The following is an 18,864-nucleotide window of genomic DNA, read 5'->3' as shown; positions in this document are numbered from 1 at the left end:
ATCAGTTACCGTTATTACTGTTATGACCAGCGGAGAGACGATCAATCTCTTCCTTAAATTCATTGATATCCTGGAAGCTGCGATAGACGGAGGCGAAACGCACATAGGCCACTTCATCCAGTCGGCGCAGTTCAGCCATAACCGCTTCGCCTAACTCACGGGAGGGTAGTTCTCGCTCACCGGTGGCGCGCAGTCGGTGTTTAATGCGACTGATGGAGGCTTCCAGCTCTTCAATGGAGACGGGACGTTTTTCCAGCGCGCGGTGAATACCGGCCCGCAGTTTGTCTTCATCAAAGGGTTCACGGGTGCCATCAGCCTTGATGACACGGGGCATCAGCAACTCGGCTGATTCAAAGGTGGTAAAACGCTCATTACAGGAGACACATTCACGCCGCCTGCGAACCTGCTGACCTTCAGCCACCAGTCGGGAATCAACCACTTTGGTATCGTTGGCACCGCAAAACGGACATTGCATAGTCAGGTTCCGAAAAGAGCGTGGGTCAAATCTGACCCTGAATAAAGAACGTTACTTCAATACTGAAGAAAAAGCGGCGCACTGTAACAGGGCGCCGCCGGGGATTGTACATTTTTCCGGCACTGACGAACAGCACCGGTATGCCTGCTTATTTGTAGACTGGATACTGTGCACAGACCGCTTTCACCTGCGCTTTAACACGGACGATGGTCTCTTCGTTGTTGATGTCATCCAGAATGTCACAGATCCAGTTAGCCAGATCGGTCACTTCTGCTTCCTTGAAACCACGACGGGTCACAGCAGGAGTACCAATACGCAGACCGGAGGTCACGAATGGAGAGCGTGGATCATTTGGCACTGCGTTTTTGTTCACAGTGATGTTGGCTCGACCCAGCGCCGCGTCAGCATCCTTACCAGTGATATCTTTATCGATCAGGTCCACCAGGAACAGGTGATCTTCGGTGCCACCAGAAACAATCTTGATACCACGGCTCTGGAAGGTATCAGCCATCGCCTGCGCATTTTTAACTACCTGCGCCTGATAGGCTTTCCATTCAGGTTCCATCGCTTCTTTGAAGCACACCGCTTTAGCCGCGATCACGTGCATCAGCGGACCACCCTGAGATTCAGGGAATACGGCAAAATTCAGTTTTTTCTGCAGCTCTTCATCAGCACGCGCAGACAGGATCAGACCACCACGTGGACCACCCAGAGTTTTGTGTGTAGTGGTAGTGACTACGTCTGCGATCTGCACCGGAGACGGATAAACGCCTGCCGCCACCAGACCTGCGATGTGCGCCATATCAACAAACAGGTAGGCACCGACCTGATCAGCGATATCACGGAAACGCTGCCAGTCCACCACACGGGAATACGCAGAGAAACCGGCAATGATCATTTTTGGCTTATGTTCCTGCGCCAGACGCTCTACTTCAGCGTAATCGATTTCACCGGTTTCAGGGTTCAGACCGTACTGAACCGAGTTGTAGATACGGCCGGAGAAAGAAACTGCTGCACCGTGGGTCAGGTGACCACCGTGAGCCAGGCTCATGCCCAGAATGGTGTCGCCCGGCTGACACAGTGCCATGTATACCGCAGCGTTGGCCTGAGAACCGGAGTGAGGCTGTACGTTAGCGTACGTTGAACCAAACAGGGCATTGGCACGGTCGATGGCCAGCTGCTCAACCACGTCCACATGCTCACAACCACCGTAGTAACGCTTGTTAGGGTAACCTTCGGCGTATTTGTTGGTCAGCACAGAACCCTGCGCCTGCATAACACGTGGGCTGGTGTAGTTTTCAGATGCGATCAGCTCAATGTGTTCTTCCTGACGCACGGCTTCCGCCTGCATCGCAGCCCACAGATCAGCATCAAAATCAGCGATGGTCATGTCTTTGCTAAACATCGACTTACTGTCCCCTAACTAAGGAAAAATGAACCCGATCCAGCACCAGACCCGTTTTGAAACGGTATTTCGGCATTGCTGAACATCACGGGAAATTGGAAAACGCGGATTATACCGAAAAGCGGCGCCACTGACACATGAAACAGGCTCAAACTCACTTGAATCTGAGCCAAGATGGCCAATGATGCCGCCGGAGGGGTTAAGGATTCTCTTCCAGAGTGCGGGCATCGATATAGGCTTTCACCGCCCAGACCGCTTCCTGTGTAAACACACCATCATAACCCGGCATGGTTACACGCCCGGAGCTGGTTTTCTTGCCATGCAGGACAACGTTTTTAAAGTATTCGTCATTTTCCTGAAAACAACTTTCCTGCCCGTCCCCGGACATACTGGCACAATCCACACTCAGCAACAGCAGATCCGGCGCAATGCCGCCTGAAATCGCATTCAGACCATGGCAACCGGCACAGTTATGCAGGTAACCTTCGGCTCCCACTTCCTCAACCTGTTTGTTACCACGATAGGGATTGGTATCCCGCCACTCCTCACCCAGCTGTGGCAGCGCGCTGGTATCAATCGGATGCGGCGTCACATCACCATGCGCCCAGGCTCCCGCAGACAGTACCAGGCAAAAACTGCCCAGCACTGCTTTTATCAAGGCAGTGACCTGCCCCTTAAACAACTTAGAAATCAAAATATTCTCCAGATAAGAATCTAACAAACAATTGTTCACCCATGCAGAGATGGGCACTAAAACACACAAGGTTATGCAGCCCTCCCTCCACAAAACTCAGAAAGATAAAGGGTGAGTCCCAAGACCGCACAGGTTGTAAGACTATCAAAACGGGGATTGGTTTAGTGGGAGTTTTTGCACCTGATTCTCTAAAGTGTTTTGTTAACCACCATAAGAAAACCATTAAAAAGCCCGACCTGAAGGCCGGGCTTATGGGCGTAGGGGTGCGGTTCAGTTAATTTCAATGCGTCTGCTCTGCTCCGGTTTAGGTGCCGGTTTTGGCAGCTCGAGGTGTAACACGCCCGCATCGAAACGCGCCTTGATCTGATTGGGGTCGACATTATCGCCTACGGACAATCGCCGCACATACTGGCCATAATGGCGTTCCTGCCGAATCAGTTTCCCGTCTTTCTCCTCTTTTTCCTCGTTGTGTGTTTCTGCCTGGATAGTCAACACTCCGTTATCCACATGAATGTGAATATCTTCCTTGTTGACCCCCGGCAGATCCAGATCAATGCCATAGCCTTTTTCAGATTCGCGCACATCCATCGCCGGTGTACGCTCACCCTGCTCGCTGGCAGGATGGAAAAAATGATTGAAAAAGGTGTCGTCAAACAAACTGTTAAAGCGTCTCAGGTCGCCCATCTGACTCACCTCCCTCGGATTGGAGTTAAACCGCAGGTTTTAAACCCGACCTGCTTAATTTGAGTCTAGAACGACACTAAAAAAGCGCCAGCGGCGAATATTGATCCGAATCAAAATAGCCATTGATAAGCGCTTTCGGCTAAAATTCGGCCATTCGTTTTCAATCGACACAGGTCCGTGCATGGCACAGTACGTATATACAATGAACCGCGTGGGTAAAGTGGTACCGCCCAAGCGTGAAATTCTGAAAGATATCTCCCTCTCGTTTTTCCCGGGCGCCAAAATCGGCGTGCTCGGTTTGAACGGTGCAGGTAAATCCACCCTGCTGCGCATTATGGCCGGCATCGACACAGAAATTCTGGGTGAAGCCCGCCCGATGCCCGGCATTAAAGTGGGTTACCTGCCGCAGGAACCGCAGCTGGATGAAAGTAAAACCGTGCGCGAAGTGGTCGAGGAAGCCGTTTCTGACGTCAAAGGCGCCCTGACCGAGCTGGATCAGGTCTATGCGGCCTATGCCGAACCGGATGCAGACTTTGATGCACTGGCCAAAAAACAGGCCGAACTGGAAAACCTCATTCAGGCAAAAGACGGTCACAACCTGGAAGCTGCACTGGAACGTGCCGCCGATGCCATGCGTCTGCCCGCCTGGGATGCGGAAGTAAAACACCTGTCCGGGGGTGAACGTCGCCGTGTTGCCCTGTGCCGTCTGCTGCTGGAAAAACCGGACATGCTGCTACTGGACGAACCGACCAACCACCTGGATGCGGAATCCGTAGCCTGGATTGAACGTTTTCTGCAGGAATATCCGGGTACTGTTGTGGCGATTACCCACGACCGTTACTTCCTGGACAACGCCGCTGGCTGGATTCTGGAGCTGGACCGCGGCCATGGTATTCCTTACGAGGGTAACTACTCCTCCTGGCTGGAACAGAAAGAGCAACGTCTGGAACAGGAAGCCAAACAGGAAGCCTCCCACCGCAAGGCGGTTGCTGCCGAGCTGGAATGGGTTCGCCAGGGTCAGAAAGGCCGTCAGGCGAAATCCAAAGCCCGTCTGAAACAGTTCGATGAAATGAACTCCAAAGAGTTTCAGCAGCGCAATGAAACCCAGGAGATCTACATTCCACCGGGACCACGTTTGGGTGACAAGGTCATCGAAGCCCACAATATCTCAAAAGCCTATGGCGACAAGGTACTGTTTAACGACCTGAGCTTCTCCATTCCACCGGGTGCCATTGTCGGCATCATCGGCGGTAACGGTGCGGGTAAATCCACTCTGTTTCGCATGATTTCCGGCGAGGAACAGCCAGATTCCGGCAGCATTGAGCTGGGTTCAACGGTACAGCTGGCGTATGTAAACCAGTCCCGTGATCTGGATGGCAGCAAAACCGTGTTCCAGGAGATCTCCGACGGACAGGACATCATCACCGTGGGTAACTACCAGACCCCGGCCCGCGCTTACTGTGGTCGCTTCAACTTCAAAGGTGGTGATCAGCAGAAGTTCGTCAAGGATCTGTCCGGGGGTGAGCGCAACCGTCTGCATATGGCCAAGCTGCTGAAAGAAGGCGGCAACGTACTGCTGCTGGACGAGCCAACCAACGATCTGGATATCGAAACCCTGCGTGCGCTGGAAGAAGCCCTGCTGGCGTTCCCGGGCTGCGCGGTAGTGATCTCGCATGACCGCTGGTTCCTCGACCGTATCTGTACCCATATGCTGGCGTACGAAGGCGATTCCAAGGTGGAATTCTTCGAAGGCAACTACACCGAATATCAGGCCGACTACAAACGCCGTTATGGCAAGGAACACCAGCCAGAACGCATCAAGTACAAGCGTATGACTGACCTCGGTTAATCAGCTCACAATGCCCCGCACCTGCGGGGCATTTTTTTTGCTCCAGCCAAACCCTGCCGCGCCGATAGAAAATAAATAACCCGATCAGATACAACGGCTTTACCCGGCAGCTATACTGGGTTTTTAATAGGCCTGCTGTCTGCCAGTCATGAGGATAAACTGCTGTGTCCACTCCTGATAACAACCGTCGCCGTTTTACCCGCATCCACTTTGACGCTGCTACCGACCTTCACCATAACGGTGTCGAGATCCCGGTCAAGCTGATGGATATCTCATTCAAAGGGGTATTGATAGAGTCGGATCAGCAGTTACCGCTTGAACCGGGCGATCAGGTTGATGCCACGATTCATTTGCTGGGCAATGATGTGACCATCAAAGCCCCTATCACCCTTAAACATCAGGAAGACAACCGCTATGGTTTTGCCCTGTCACAGCTGGATCTGGATTCACTGACCCTGCTGCGGCGGATTGTGGAGCTGAATCTGGGCGAAGAAGCCCTGCTGGAGCGGGAACTGGAACAGCTGATCCACGACTGACATTTCAGATCGCATCCAGCGCTTCAGTCAGTTTGGTTACACCCACTACCTGCATGCCCGCCAACGCTTCTTTGGGCACATTGCCTTTAGGCACAATGGCCCGTTTGAAACCGTGTTTGGCGGCTTCGCGAATCCGTTCCTGACCATTGGGTACCGGCCGGATTTCGCCTGACAAACCCACTTCACCGAACACCATCAGATCCTGCGGCAACGACTGATCTCTGAAGCTGGACACCACAGCCAGCAGCAGCGCCAGATCCGCCCCGGTTTCCAGGACCTTGACGCCGCCCACCACGTTGACAAACACATCCTGGTCACCGGTCATCAGACCACCATGCCGGTGCAACACCGCCAGCAGCATCGACATCCGATTCTGCTCAAGTCCGACCGCCACCCGGCGCGGGTTGTTCATGGGCGAGGTATCCACCAGCGCCTGAATCTCAACCAGCAATGGACGGGTACCCTCCCAGACCACCATCACCACACTGCCCGGCATCGGTCCTTCGCCACGACTGAGAAAGATCGAGCTGGGGTTTTTCACCTCTTTCAGCCCCTGCTCCACCATGGCAAACACGCCCAGTTCATTCACCGCACCAAAGCGGTTTTTATGCGAGCGCAGAGTACGAAAACGGGAATCAGAAGAACCTTCCAACTGCAGGGAACAGTCGATCATATGTTCCAGCACCTTGGGACCGGCCAGCGAACCATCTTTGGTGACATGCCCCACCAGCAGTAAAACGGTGCCGGTCTGCTTGGCAAAACGAGTCAGGTAAGCTGCCGACTCACGCACCTGAGAGACAGAGCCCGGTGCCGACTGCACATCGGCCATATGCATCACCTGTATCGAATCGATCACCATCACTCTGGGATTGAGTTGATGCGCGGTATCACAAATGGTTTCGACATTGGTTTCCGACAACATTTGCAACTGACCGGTCGGCAGGCCAAGACGTTTTGCCCGCATGGCCACCTGCTGCAGTGACTCCTCACCGGTGACATACAATGCCGGCATGTTTTCCGCCAGATAACACATGGTCTGCAGCAGCAGGGTACTTTTACCCGCCCCCGGATGACCGCCAATCAGCACTGCAGAACCGGGCACCAGACCACCACCCAGCACCCGGTCCAGTTCACCAGCGCCGGTGGTGAAACGGGGCATCTCCTCCAGCGCCACCTCCGACAGATTTACGACAGCCGCTTTACCGGCACTGCCAGCATAACCGTCAAACCGCGCGGTGCGTGCCTGCGTAGCCGTACCCAACCGCACTTCCGACAAGGTATTCCAGGCATGACAGGCCACACACTGCCCCTGCCACTTGGTATAGTCAGCGCCGCAATCATTGCAGACATAGGCGGTTTTCTGTTTGGCCATGAAACACTCCGGATCCGGGTCGGGTTTAAGCGATGATTCTAACGGAATGAAACCATAAGCGGCACTCGGGAATCCAACAATAGCGTCCGAACACCCCTGCAGGGGGTGAATATACTGCTTGCTATAGCAACATCCGTATTCTCTAATAACAACAGATAGCAGCCCGGTCAGCAGGACTGCACAGCCGCAAACATCTCCACGCGTAGACCCCGCTCTTTTACCCGAATGCTGACACTCACCGGGAAAAGAACTGGTGGCCATAGCCGGTCCAAAAAACTTATGTTGCAAGCCATATCAACGGCACGTTCACTTCTGGTGGGTCAGGGCATCGAACTGCGCCGTCTCAGTCAGGTCAAGATACTCGCCCGCGACCCCACCACCATTGCCGTCGGGGATGAGGGTTATGCCGTGCTGTTCCGCTTCGGGGTGGTGGTTTTATTTAATGTGCCCGCGCTGGAAGAGGCGACTTTCCTGATGCAGCTCAGCAGTTTTGTGACTGAGCCCTATGATCAGCCCACAATTGAAACTCTTGAGATCCAGATCATTCCCGGTGCCGCAGAGCAGCTTGATCAGGGACGACTGATTCTGCCCGAAGCGGGCCTGCCTTTGCTGCAGGTGGTGGCGGATATTCTGGCCAAAAGCCTGGTACTGGATGTGTACGAAAAAAGCGCCGCCGGCACCTTTGACCGGATTGAACCGCTGGCCCTGAAGATGCAAACCGGTGGCCGCCTGCCCCGACAGGCCAATGCTCTGATCAAACATATCGGTGAAATTCTACAGATTCAGCACCGCATGGTGGGACGGGCGCAGGTCGGTGAAAAGCCCGATATCCTGTGGGATTACCCCGAACTCGACCGGGTCTGGAAACGACTGGAAAACGAATACGAGATCGACGAACGCCAGATCGCACTGGAGCGCAAACTGGGTCTGATCAGTAACACCGCCGAGACACTGCTTGGCCTGCTGCAGGACCGGCGCACCCTGCGGGTGGAGTGGTACATTGTGATCCTGATTGTGGTGGAGATCGTGCTGACCCTGTATGAGCTGTTTTTCCGCCACATCTGAAACCCTTCGATTACTCCGACGTTACTCGTCCGTCAGGGGCCCAGACCGGGTGCCGTTTTTTATGCAAATTCAGGTTTCGGTTAGCCATGCTCAGCGACTGACACTAAACTCAAAGAACTGTTAGCGCAGTAACGGATAAAAATAAAACAGATCAACAGGTTATTACTATGAGACGTCCTGTAAGAATTGCCGTAACAGGTGCCGCCGGTGCAATCAGCTACAGCCTGCTTTTTAAAATCGCCGCAGGCGAAATGATGGGCAAGGATCAGCCCGTGATTCTGCAACTGATCGAACTGCCTCATGCCATGGACGCGCTGCGTGGGGTAGCCATGGAGCTGATGGATTGCGCCTATCCGCTCCTGCATACCATCACCCTGCATGATAACGTTGAAGGCGGTTTCCGTGGCGCGCACTTTGCCCTGCTGGTCGGCGCCAAACCACGCGGCCCCGGCATGGAGCGTGGTGATCTGCTGGAAGAAAACGCTGCGATCTTTGCCCGTCAGGGCAAGGCGCTGAATGACTTTGCCAACCGTGACGTTAAAGTACTGGTCACAGGCAACCCGGCCAACACCAACGCCCTGATTGCCAGCCGCAATGCGCCCAATCTGAGCCCGTCGCAGTTCACCTGCCTGACCCGTCTGGACCACAACCGGGCCAAAGGCATTCTGGCCAATCATACTGGCGCCACAACCCGTGATATTGAGGGCATTATGATCTGGGGCAATCACTCAGCCACCCAGTACCCCGATCTGCATCATGCCACCATCCTCGGCAAACCCGCGATGAGCCAGATAGATACCACCTGGTACCGGGAAGAGTTTATCCCCAAAGTACAGCGCCGCGGCGCAGAGATCATCGAAGCTCGAGGGCTATCCAGTGCAGCATCGGCCGCTCAGGCTATTGTCGATCAGATGAAAGACTGGGTACTGGGTACAGAACCCGGCGAGATCATCAGTATGGGAATCCTGAGTGACGGCAGTTATGGCATTACCAAGGGGGTCTTCTTCTCCTTCCCGGTACGCTGCAACTATGGCCGTTATCAGATTGTGCATGATTTCCCGATGAATGAGTTCAGCCAGAAACGCCTGATCGAAACCGAGCAGGAACTGCTGGAAGAAAAAGCGGTGGTTGAACATCTGCTACCCAAAGAAACCGAAGCCTCTCACCAAAACCTGTCGATCTGCCTGCGTTCCGGTGTCACGCTCTATGCAGACGATACCGGACCGGATCCGGACAGCAAGTTCATGACCACCAACCGGGTGATGTAACGCTTCACTCAACGCATGTCTCAGTAACAGAGCGCTTATAGCCTGCTGTTGCTGAGACAGACCGCCACTTCTCACCCGTCTGACCTTTCCACTTTTACAGTTCCACACCTCTAATCTAGAGTTCTAACTCTCACAATAAAAAATGCAGGAAGCCCAATGAAACTCGAAACCATTGCCGTGCATGGTGGCTATCAGCCTGATCCCACCACCAAAGCCGTTGCTGTACCGATCTACCAGACCACCTCCTATGCCTTTGACGATGCGCAGCATGGTGCCGACCTGTTCGATCTGAAGGTGCAGGGCAATATCTACACCCGGATCATGAACCCCACCACGGATGTGCTCGAAAAACGCATGGCCGCCCTGGAAGGTGGTATTGCCGCACTGGCAGTAGCCTCCGGTATGGCGGCCATCACTTACAGCATCCAGACCATCGCAGCGGTGGGCGATAACATTATCTCCACCAGTGAGCTTTATGGCGGCACCTACAACCTGTTTGCTCACACCCTGCCCCGTCAGGGCATTGAAGTGCGTTTTGTGAACAAAGATGATTTTGCCGCCATTGAAGCCAGCATCGACGCCAACACCAAAGCGATCTTCTGTGAGAGCATCGGCAATCCCTCGGGTGGCATCGCCGATATTGAATCGCTGGCAGAGATTGCCCACCGCAACGGCATCCCCCTGATGGTCGACAACACCGTAGCCACCCCGGCCCTGTGGCGCCCCATTGAGCAGGGTGCCGACATTGTGATTCACTCCCTGACCAAATATGCCGGTGGCCATGGCAACTCAGTGGGCGGCGTGGTGGTGGATTCCGGCAAATTCCCCTGGGCACAACATGCCGATCGTTTCCCGCTGCTCACTACCCCAGACGCCTCCTATCACGGCGTGGTCTACACAGAAGCACTGGGCGAAGCCGCCTTTATCGGCCGATGCCGGGTCGTACCACTGCGCAACACCGGTTCAGCCCTGTCACCGTTTAATGCCTTCCTGATTTTGCAGGGCATCGAAACCCTGACCCTGCGTATGGAACGTATCAACCAGAACACCAAGAAAATCGCCGACTACCTGGAACAGCATGCTGCGGTTAGCTGGGTCAAATATGCGGGTCTACCCAGTCATAAGGACTACCACCTGACAGAGAAATACCTGAACGGTGAAGCCTCTGGCATCCTCAGCTTTGGTCTGCATGCCGGACGTGAAGCCACCCGTAATTTCTACGACGCGCTGAATGTATTTACCCGGCTGGTGAATATTGGCGACTGTAAGTCACTGGCCGCCATCCCGGCCGAAACCACCCATCGGCAGTTGAATGATGAAGAGTTGGCCAGCGCCGGGGTGTCACCAGAGATGGTGCGGTTGTCGGTGGGGATTGAACATGTGGATGATTTGATTGCTGATTTGCAGCAGGCATTGGAAGCAGTCTGACCTTATTAGTTTGATTGAACACGGTTTCAACTCCAGCTCAACTTTTCTGTTCTGTTTTTCCGCCTTACGTCGGGTTAAGACCTTTGGGCGCCCAAAGGTCTTAACAATCTAAAACCGCCCCACCGCTGGGTCGCTTCGCGACTTCCCTGCGGGCTTCAGTAACAAGCGCGGGCGAAAAACTCGGCCTGCGGCCTCAAACAGTTCCGCCCTTAAATCGCTTGTCACCTCCAGTCCTCGGCTGCGCAGAAGGGGGAAAATTGGTGCCAACTTCGGGTTCTGTCGTTTGGACTGAAATAGCATTGATGTGGCACGGATCACTCCCCCCTTGCCACAGCCGAGTAACGCAGTCGGAAGCGGATCAGGCGGCCAGCCTGTCTGAGCGAAGCGAGTTCTAGCCGTCCCGCTTACGGCGAGTAACGCAGGGCACCGGCGCAGCCGGCAAGGCGTGGGGCTGCGGAGAGATTGTTAAGAGAGGGCGCAGCCGCTCTCTCTTAACTCCGCGACAGCGGAAAATTATTTAACTGTAAATCCAAATTGCGGAATAGAACCATCGTCATCAAATTGATGAATAGACACTACCGCAGAATGTGGAATAAATACCTTCTGAATTAAGTCCTCAGCTGAAGACAAACTCCTTTCAGCATAAAGATAATAGGGGCTATCCGTAACAACATTCACGCATTCAAGACAAGGGTGTTCATCAGCGGCAATTCCATCATTAGATCCTTGTTGATAAATCCTACCAATCTCAGATCTCCCATCCAAAATCACGACAAATTTCATCTAAAACTCCTTTTAGTTATTCCCTTAAGCATGACAACCATCTGATGCTATCAAATAGCCAAAAAAAACGGGCCATTCGGCCCGTTTTCTAAATCACCCTTGGTGATATTTAGCACTCAACTCATGCACCGCATCCACCAGCACCTTCGGCTGGGCCGGATCAACAAACTGATGAATGCCGTGACCCAGATTGAACACGTGGCCTGAGCCGTTACCGAAACGCTCAAGGATATAGGCCACTTCCTGTTCGATACGGTTAGCCGGGGCGTAAAGCACGCTTGGGTCCATATTGCCCTGCAGGGCCACCTTGTTGCCGACGCGCTCACGGGCGTTGCCGATATCTGTGGTCCAGTCCAGACCCAGGGCATCAGCACCGGCTTCGGCCATGGTTTCCAGCCACTGACCACCGTTTTTGGTGAACAGGATGACCGGTACCTGACGGCCTTCGTTTTCGCGAATCAGACCGTCGACGATCTGTTTCATATATTTCAGGGAGAACTCCTGATAGCAGGGACCACTCAGTGCGCCACCCCAGGTATCAAAGATCTGTACCGCCTGAGCGCCACAGCGGATCTGCTCATTCAGGTAGTCAGTGACTGACTGCGCCAGCTTGTCCAGCAGAGCATGCAGCACCGCAGGGGTGGCATACATCATCTCTTTGATGTGACGGAAGTCTTTACTGGAGCCGCCTTCAACCATATAGGTCGCCAAGGTCCACGGGCTGCCGGAAAAACCGATCAGCGGCACACGGCCGTTCAGGGCACGGCGGATCTCTTTCACCGCATCCATCACGTAATCCAGATCGGAAGCGGCCTTAGGTACCGGCAGTTCAGCCACATCCTGTTCGGTGCGGATGATTTTTTTGAAACGCGGACCCTCACCGGTTTCAAAATACAGGCCCAGACCCATCGCATCCGGAATCGTCAGGATATCGGAGAACAGAATAGCGGCATCCAGATCGTACCGTTCCAGCGGCTGGATGGTGACTTCACAGGCCAGTTCTTTGTTCTTACAGAGACTGAGAAAGTCGCCGGCCTGGGCACGGGTCGCGCGGTATTCCGGCAGGTAACGGCCTGCCTGACGCATCATCCATACAGGGGTCGCGTCTACCGGTTGACGTAACAGGGCGCGAAGAAAACGGTCATTTTTCAGTTCAGCCATGGAGTTCAGCCATTTCTCAGTTAAAAATCAAAGCGGGTATTCTAACGGTTTACGTCTGGAAAAGCCTGTCGGATGTCAACAAAAAGGCCGCAATTGCGGCCTTTTTGAACAGCAGTCTGTGCAATCAGACTTCGAGGAAGTCCAGCATGCCTTCAGCCGCTTTACGGCCTTCAGCAATCGCGGTTACCACCAGATCAGAACCACGCACCATATCACCACCGGCAAACACTTTTGCGTTGCTGGTCTGGAATGGGTAAGCAGCTTTTTCCGGCGCTTTCACACGGCCATCGCTGTGCAGCTCGATACCAAAATCAGCAAACCATGGTGCCGGACTTGGACGGAAACCAAAGGCAACCAGTACCGCTTCGGCTGGCAGAACCTCTTCTGAACCTTCCACCACTTCAGCGCGACGGCGGCCGTTTTCATCCGGATCACCCATGCGGGTTGTGACAACCTTAACGCCGGTAACCTTGCCGTTTTCGCCCACGACTTCAACCGGCTGGCGATTGAACATGAACTTGACGCCCTCTTCCCGCGCGTTTTCAACTTCACGCTTGGAACCTGGCATGTTGGCTTCGTCACGACGGTAAGCACAGATGACTGACTTGGCACCCTGACGCACAGAGGTACGGTTACAGTCCATCGCAGTATCACCACCGCCCAGAACCACAACGCGTTTACCCTGCATGTTGATGTAGTCCGCAGGATCTTTCTCAAAGCCCAGACAGTGGTTCACGTTGGAGATCAGGAACGGCAGTGCATCGTAGACGCCTTCCAGCTCTTCACCCGGGAAACCACCTTTCATGTAGGTGTAAGTACCCATGCCGAGGAATACGGCATCATATTCGTCAATCAGTGACTGCATGGTCACATCTTTGCCCACTTCGGTGCTCAGACGGAACTCAACACCCATGCCGGTGAAGATTTCACGGCGACGGGACATGACGTTCTTTTCCAGTTTGAACTCAGGGATACCAAAGGTCAGCAGACCTCCGATTTCCGGGTTACGGTCAAACACCACCGGGGTGACACCGTTACGCACCAGCACGTCGGCCGCAGCCAGGCCCGCAGGACCGGCACCGATGATGGCAACTTTTTTGTCAGTCTTCGGCACATTGGACAGGTCAGGTTTCCAGCCCATGGCAAACGCGGTATCGGTGATGTATTTCTCAACCGAACCGATGGTTACAGCGCCAAAACCGTCATTCAGGGTACAGGCACCTTCACACAGACGGTCCTGAGGACAAACGCGACCGCAGACTTCAGGCAAAGAGTTGGTCTGATGACTCAGCTCAACCGCTTCGATAATGTTGCCTTCAGAGATCAGCTTCAGCCAGTTTGGAATGTGGTTATGTACCGGACATTTCCATGAGCAATACGGGTTACCACAGTCCAGACAGCGGTGTGACTGTTCCTGCACCTTGCCTTCTGCAAAGGGCTCATAGATCTCGCCAAAGCTCTTTTTGCGGGTCGATGCCGCAATTTTCTTAGGTCCCTTACGGCCTACATCGAGGAACTGAAAATCGTTGTTCAAACGGCCAGCCATTATCCTCACCTCTCAAAGGCAGTTGCCTCACGGCAACTGCAGTTTATCTTTTTACCTAGGGCTTTAAAGCCTGGGTTATTCCGGACGGTTACGCACACTGTTCAGCAGATCATTCAAACTGGCGGCTTTTGGTTTCACCAGCCAGAAACGGCCGATGTAGTCGTCCAGATTGTCGATGATCTCCTGACCCCAGGCACTGCCTGTTTCACGCGTAAATTCGATGATCACAGTACGCAGGTGGTTTTTGTACGCTTCCATGTTTTCGGTATGGATACGCTGAATTTCGACCAGCTCGTGGTTGTACTTGTCCACGAAGCTGTTATCCAGATCCAGCACGTAAGCGAAACCACCGGTCATACCGGCACCGAAGTTATAACCCGTTGGGCCCAGCACAGTGACCAGACCGCCTGTCATGTATTCACAGCAGTGGTCACCGGCACCCTCGATCACAGCGTGAACGCCGGAGTTACGCACCCCGAAACGCTCACCCGCCTGACCCGCTGCAAACAGCTTACCGCCGGTTGCACCGTACAGGCAGGTATTGCCCATGATGGAGGTTTCGTTCGATTTGAAACTCACTTCCTGGAACGGACGGATCACGATCTTGCCGCCAGCCATGCCTTTACCGACGTAGTCGTTAGCATCACCTTCCAGATACAGTTCCTGACCACCGGCATTCCAGACACCAAAGGACTGACCTGCGTGACCCTTGAAGTTAAAGGTTACAGGGCTGTCGTTCATGCCCAGGTTGCCGTGGTGTTTGGCAATCCAGCCAGAGGTACGCGCACCCACAGAACGGTCACAGTTGGTCACTTTCAGTGTCCAGCTACCACCCTCTTTGGCGACGATGGCAGACTGTGCCAGCTCCAGCATCTGAGTGTTCAGTGCACCGGTATCGTAAGGCTCGTTCTTCGGCTGCTGACAGGTCTGTGGTGCAGCCGGATCAATGCCTTCGACACTGATGATCGGTGTCAGGTCCAGATTTTTCTGACGCGGGGTCTGGCCTTCCAGAATTTCAAGCAGGTCTACACGGCCCACCAGCTCTTCCAGAGAACTTACACCCAGCTGCGCCATCCACTGACGGGTCTCTTCAGCCACAAAGCGGAAGAAGTTTTTCACCATCTCGACAGTGCCGCGGAAGAAATCATGACGCAGTTTGTCGTTCTGTGTCGCCACACCGGTAGCACAGTTGTTCAGGTGACAGATACGCAGGTATTTACAACCCAGTGCCACCATCGGCATGGTACCGAAGCCGAAACTCTCGGCACCCAGAATCGCCGCCTTGACGACATCCAGACCGGTTTTCAGACCACCGTCTGTCTGCAGGCGAATCTTGCCGCGCAGCTGGTTGCCACGCAGGGACTGATGCGCATCAGACAGACCCAGTTCCCATGGGGAACCGGCGTAATGAATCGAAGTCAGCGGAGACGCCGCAGTACCACCGTCATAACCGGAAATGGTAATCAGGTCAGCATAGGCCTTGGCCACACCACAGGCGATGGTGCCAACACCCGGACGGGATACCAGCTTGACGGATACCAGACCTTCAGGATTCACCTGCTTCAGGTCAAAGATCAGCTGCGCCAGGTCTTCGATCGAGTAGATATCATGGTGTGGTGGCGGAGAGATCAGCGTCACGCCCGGTACGGAATAACGCAGACGCGCGATCAGATCGTTCACCTTGCCACCCGGCAGCTGACCACCTTCACCTGGCTTAGCACCCTGTGCAACCTTGATCTGCATAACGTCTGCATTGACCAGGTATTCCGGTGTTACACCAAAGCGACCAGAGGCCACCTGTTTGATCTTGGAGCGTTTGATGGTGCCGTGACGGGCAGGGTCTTCACCACCCTCACCGGAGTTGGAACGACCGCCCAGCTCATTCATTGCCACCGCCAGCGCTTCATGTGCCTCAGGTGACAATGCACCCAGTGACATCGCTGCCGAGTCAAAACGCGGGAAGATTGCTTCCACCGGTTCAACCTGATCCAGAGAGATCGGCTGCACCTGTTTCAGACCCAGCAGGTCACGCAGGGTCGCAACACCACGCTTGTTAACCAGGTCAGCATATTTCTGGTAGACCGCCGGATCACCGGTCTGTACCGCTTCATGAATGGTTTTAACCACGTCCGGGTTATAGGCGTGATATTCACCATCATGTTTGTATTTCAGCAGACCGCCAGCCTGAATTGGCTTACGCGGAATCCATGCTTCCTTCGCCAGCAGAGACTGCTCGAACTGGAAGTCTTCAAAGCGGGCACCCTCAATACGGCTGGACACACCTTTGAAACACAGATCAACCACTTCAGTGCTCAGACCCACCGCTTCAAACAGCTGCGCGCCACGGTAGGAGGCGATGGTGGAGATACCCATCTTCGACAGGATCTTCATCAGGCCTTTATTAATGCCTTTACGGAAGTTTTCATGTGACTGCAGCGGCTCAACGGTCATTTCGCCACTGGCGCACAGATCATTCAGCACGCGGTAAGCAAGGTATGGGTAAACCGCCGTTGCACCGAAGCCGAACAACACAGCAAAGTGGTGCGGATCACGGAGGGTGCCGGACTCAACAATGATGTTGGCATCACAACGCAGGCCGTTATCCACCAGATAATGGTGTACCGCACCGGTGGCCAGCGCCGCATGGATCGGCAGATGACCCTGACGGATCTTGGCATCGCTCAGAATGATCAGCACCTTGCCGCTGCGAACGGCATCACCAGCCTGTTCGGTAACCGACTTGATTGCCTGATCCAGCGTTTGCTGGGACGGATCATAGTTCAGGTCGATCTGAGCCACTTCAAAGCCAGGTTCATTGTTATCACGCAGACGAACAAATTTGTTGGCAGACAATACCGGCGTAGTCAGGATCACACGACGGGCGTGTTCCGGTGTTTCTTCAAAAACGTTACGTTCCGCACCGATACAGGTTTCCAGCGACATGACAATCGCTTCACGCAGTGGATCGATTGGCGGGTTGGTCACCTGTGCAAACTGCTGACGGAAATAGTCATACACAGAGCGCACACGGCTGGACAGAACGGCCATTGGCTTGTCATCACCCATGGAGCCAATCGCTTCCATGCCGGTTTCACCCAGTGGACGCAGGACCTGATCACGCTCTTCAAAGGTGACCTGGAACATTTTCATGTGCTGTTTTACTTCTTCGGCAGACATTTCGCAGGCACTGAATGCCTGAACTTCTGCCTCAAAGTTCATGGTCTGCTCAAGGCGCAGGCCATGCTGTTTTAGCCACTGTTTGTAGGGCTGAGCAGCTTTCAGGCGACCATCAACGTCACTGGTATGCAGCACTTCACCGCTCTGGGTATCAATTGCCAGAATCTGACCCGGACCAACACGGCCCTGCGCCACGATATCAGCTGGTTCGTAGCTGAACACACCAATCTCAGACGCGGTGCAGATATAACCCTGTTTGGTCATCACCCAACGGGACGGACGCAGACCATTACGGTCCAGCATACACACGGCGTAACGACCGTCGGTCATTACCATACCCGCAGGACCATCCCATGGTTCCATGTGCATGGAGTTGTATTCATAGAAAGCACGCAGATCAGAATCCATGGTATCTACGTTCTGCCAGGCTGGTGGCACAATCATGCGCACCGCACGGTAGATATCGATACCACCAATCAGCAGGAACTCAAGCATGTTGTCCATGCTGGAGGAGTCAGAGCCGGTGGTATTAACGATTGGCTGAAGTTCTGCCAGGTTTGGCAACACCGCTGTCTCAAACTTTTTAGCACGCGCCTTGGCCCAGTTACGGTTACCCTCAATGGTATTGATCTCACCATTGTGTGCCAGAAAGCGGAACGGCTGTGCCAGCGGCCAGCGTGGCGCGGTATTAGTAGAGAAACGCTGGTGATAAGTACATACAGCGGTTTCCAGTCGCGGATCTGCCAGATCACGGAAAAACACCGGCAGGTCGACGGGCATAGTCAGGCCTTTGTATGAAAGCACCTTGTCAGAAAAGCTACAGATATAGAAATCTGTATCAGCCGTCATCGCCAGTTCAGCTTTACGACGCGCAATAAACAGACTGACTGCCAGCTCACGCTCAGTTTTGTCGTGAGAGGTGATAAATACCTGCTCAATCTGCGGCAGGGTATCTTTGGCAATCGGACCCAGACAACTTTCATCAGTAGGAACAACACGCCAGCCTGCAACCTTGAGGCCTTCCGCAGCAACGGCTGCATTCACCGCCTGACGACCTGCTTCAGCCTGCTGAGCATCCTGCGACAGGAAGATCATGCCGACGGCATACAGCTCACCGAGGTCGATACCCAGTTCTTCTTTAGCCACTGCACGCAGGAAACCATCCGGTTTCTGCATCAGCAAACCACAACCATCACCTGTGCGACCATCGGCAGCGATACCGCCACGATGGGTCATACATGCCAGGGCTTCAATCGCTTTGTCCAGCAGATCGTGGCTTGCGTTGCCTTGCATGTGTGCCATAAGGCCAAAGCCACAGTTATCTTTGAACTCACCGGGGCGATAAAGACCTTTGCTCATAAGCCATTCCTACTTAAAAATACTTAAGAATCAATACCTTAAAGGTACCCAATGCCGATCTA

The 18,864-nt window shown here is 54.0% G+C and carries 14 protein-coding genes; 5 read left to right on the top strand and 9 right to left on the bottom strand.

Features of this window, described 5'->3' with window-relative positions:
* Nucleotide 1: 1 nt before the first annotated feature.
* The 4 genes from nrdR to P2G53_RS06380 form a co-directional block, all read right to left on the bottom strand.
* The gene (gene nrdR, locus P2G53_RS06395) at nt 2-475 is read right to left on the bottom strand and encodes a transcriptional regulator NrdR (RefSeq protein ID WP_275815423.1); all 474 of its coding nucleotides are present in this window, start codon (nt 473-475) and stop codon (nt 2-4) included.
* A 148-nt stretch (nt 476-623) separates the two neighbouring features.
* Nucleotides 624-1,880, bottom strand: coding sequence for a serine hydroxymethyltransferase (glyA, locus tag P2G53_RS06390; RefSeq protein WP_275815421.1), 1,257 nt, complete (start codon nt 1,878-1,880; stop codon nt 624-626).
* A gap of 199 nt (nt 1,881-2,079) precedes the next feature.
* Nucleotides 2,080-2,538: a cytochrome c-550 PedF gene (gene pedF, locus P2G53_RS06385; protein WP_275815419.1), complete on the bottom strand. Its 459-nt coding sequence runs from the start codon at nt 2,536-2,538 to the stop codon at nt 2,080-2,082.
* A 306-nt stretch (nt 2,539-2,844) separates the two neighbouring features.
* On the bottom strand, nt 2,845-3,258 hold the full coding sequence (locus P2G53_RS06380) for an Hsp20/alpha crystallin family protein (RefSeq protein WP_275815417.1): 414 nt from the start codon (nt 3,256-3,258) through the stop codon (nt 2,845-2,847).
* Between the two features lie 181 nt (nt 3,259-3,439).
* Here P2G53_RS06380 and ettA point away from each other — a divergent pair, with 181 nt between their 5' ends.
* Both ettA and P2G53_RS06370 read left to right on the top strand, forming a co-directional pair.
* Nucleotides 3,440-5,107 carry an energy-dependent translational throttle protein EttA gene (gene ettA, locus P2G53_RS06375; RefSeq protein WP_275815415.1) on the top strand — a complete coding sequence of 556 codons (1,668 nt, stop codon included), beginning with the start codon at nt 3,440-3,442 and terminating at the stop codon, nt 5,105-5,107.
* A 164-nt stretch (nt 5,108-5,271) separates the two neighbouring features.
* Nucleotides 5,272-5,643 carry a PilZ domain-containing protein gene (locus P2G53_RS06370; RefSeq protein ID WP_275815412.1) on the top strand — a complete coding sequence of 124 codons (372 nt, stop codon included), beginning with the start codon at nt 5,272-5,274 and terminating at the stop codon, nt 5,641-5,643.
* Nucleotides 5,644-5,647: 4 nt separating this feature from the next.
* Here P2G53_RS06370 and radA read toward each other — a convergent pair whose 3' ends face one another.
* Entirely contained in the window at nt 5,648-7,015 is a 1,368-nt protein-coding gene (radA, locus tag P2G53_RS06365) for a DNA repair protein RadA (RefSeq protein WP_275815410.1), read from the bottom strand.
* Nucleotides 7,016-7,294: 279 nt separating this feature from the next.
* Between radA and P2G53_RS06360 the strand changes: the two genes are divergently transcribed.
* From P2G53_RS06360 to P2G53_RS06350, 3 genes are all read left to right on the top strand, one after another.
* Nucleotides 7,295-8,080, top strand: a complete 786-nt coding sequence (locus P2G53_RS06360; RefSeq protein WP_275815408.1) for an RMD1 family protein — start codon at nt 7,295-7,297, stop codon at nt 8,078-8,080.
* A gap of 167 nt (nt 8,081-8,247) precedes the next feature.
* A complete protein-coding gene (locus P2G53_RS06355; protein ID WP_275815406.1) occupies nt 8,248-9,348 on the top strand; it encodes a malate dehydrogenase in 1,101 nt (366 codons plus the stop codon).
* 156 nt (nt 9,349-9,504) lie between these two features.
* The gene (locus P2G53_RS06350; protein WP_275815404.1) at nt 9,505-10,776 is read left to right on the top strand and encodes an aminotransferase class I/II-fold pyridoxal phosphate-dependent enzyme; all 1,272 of its coding nucleotides are present in this window, start codon (nt 9,505-9,507) and stop codon (nt 10,774-10,776) included.
* A gap of 513 nt (nt 10,777-11,289) precedes the next feature.
* Here the strand turns inward: P2G53_RS06350 and P2G53_RS06345 are convergent.
* The 4 genes from P2G53_RS06345 to gltB all read right to left on the bottom strand — a co-directional run bounded on the left by P2G53_RS06345 (nt 11,290) and on the right by gltB (nt 18,802).
* Entirely contained in the window at nt 11,290-11,559 is a 270-nt protein-coding gene (locus tag P2G53_RS06345; RefSeq protein ID WP_275815402.1) for a hypothetical protein, read from the bottom strand.
* A gap of 93 nt (nt 11,560-11,652) precedes the next feature.
* Nucleotides 11,653-12,720, bottom strand: a complete 1,068-nt coding sequence (gene hemE / locus P2G53_RS06340; protein ID WP_275815400.1) for a uroporphyrinogen decarboxylase — start codon at nt 12,718-12,720, stop codon at nt 11,653-11,655.
* Nucleotides 12,721-12,844: 124 nt separating this feature from the next.
* Nucleotides 12,845-14,266: an FAD-dependent oxidoreductase gene (locus tag P2G53_RS06335; protein WP_275815398.1), complete on the bottom strand. Its 1,422-nt coding sequence runs from the start codon at nt 14,264-14,266 to the stop codon at nt 12,845-12,847.
* Between the two features lie 75 nt (nt 14,267-14,341).
* Entirely contained in the window at nt 14,342-18,802 is a 4,461-nt protein-coding gene (gltB, locus tag P2G53_RS06330) for a glutamate synthase large subunit (protein WP_275815396.1), read from the bottom strand.
* Between the last annotated feature and the right edge of the window lie 62 nt (nt 18,803-18,864).

This window comes from Neptuniibacter sp. CAU 1671 (assembly GCF_029222905.1).
Taxonomy (GTDB): Bacteria; Pseudomonadota; Gammaproteobacteria; order Pseudomonadales; family Balneatricaceae; genus Neptuniibacter.
Note: the sequence above shows the minus strand (reverse complement) of the source record. Positions and strands in the feature narration are given on the sequence as shown.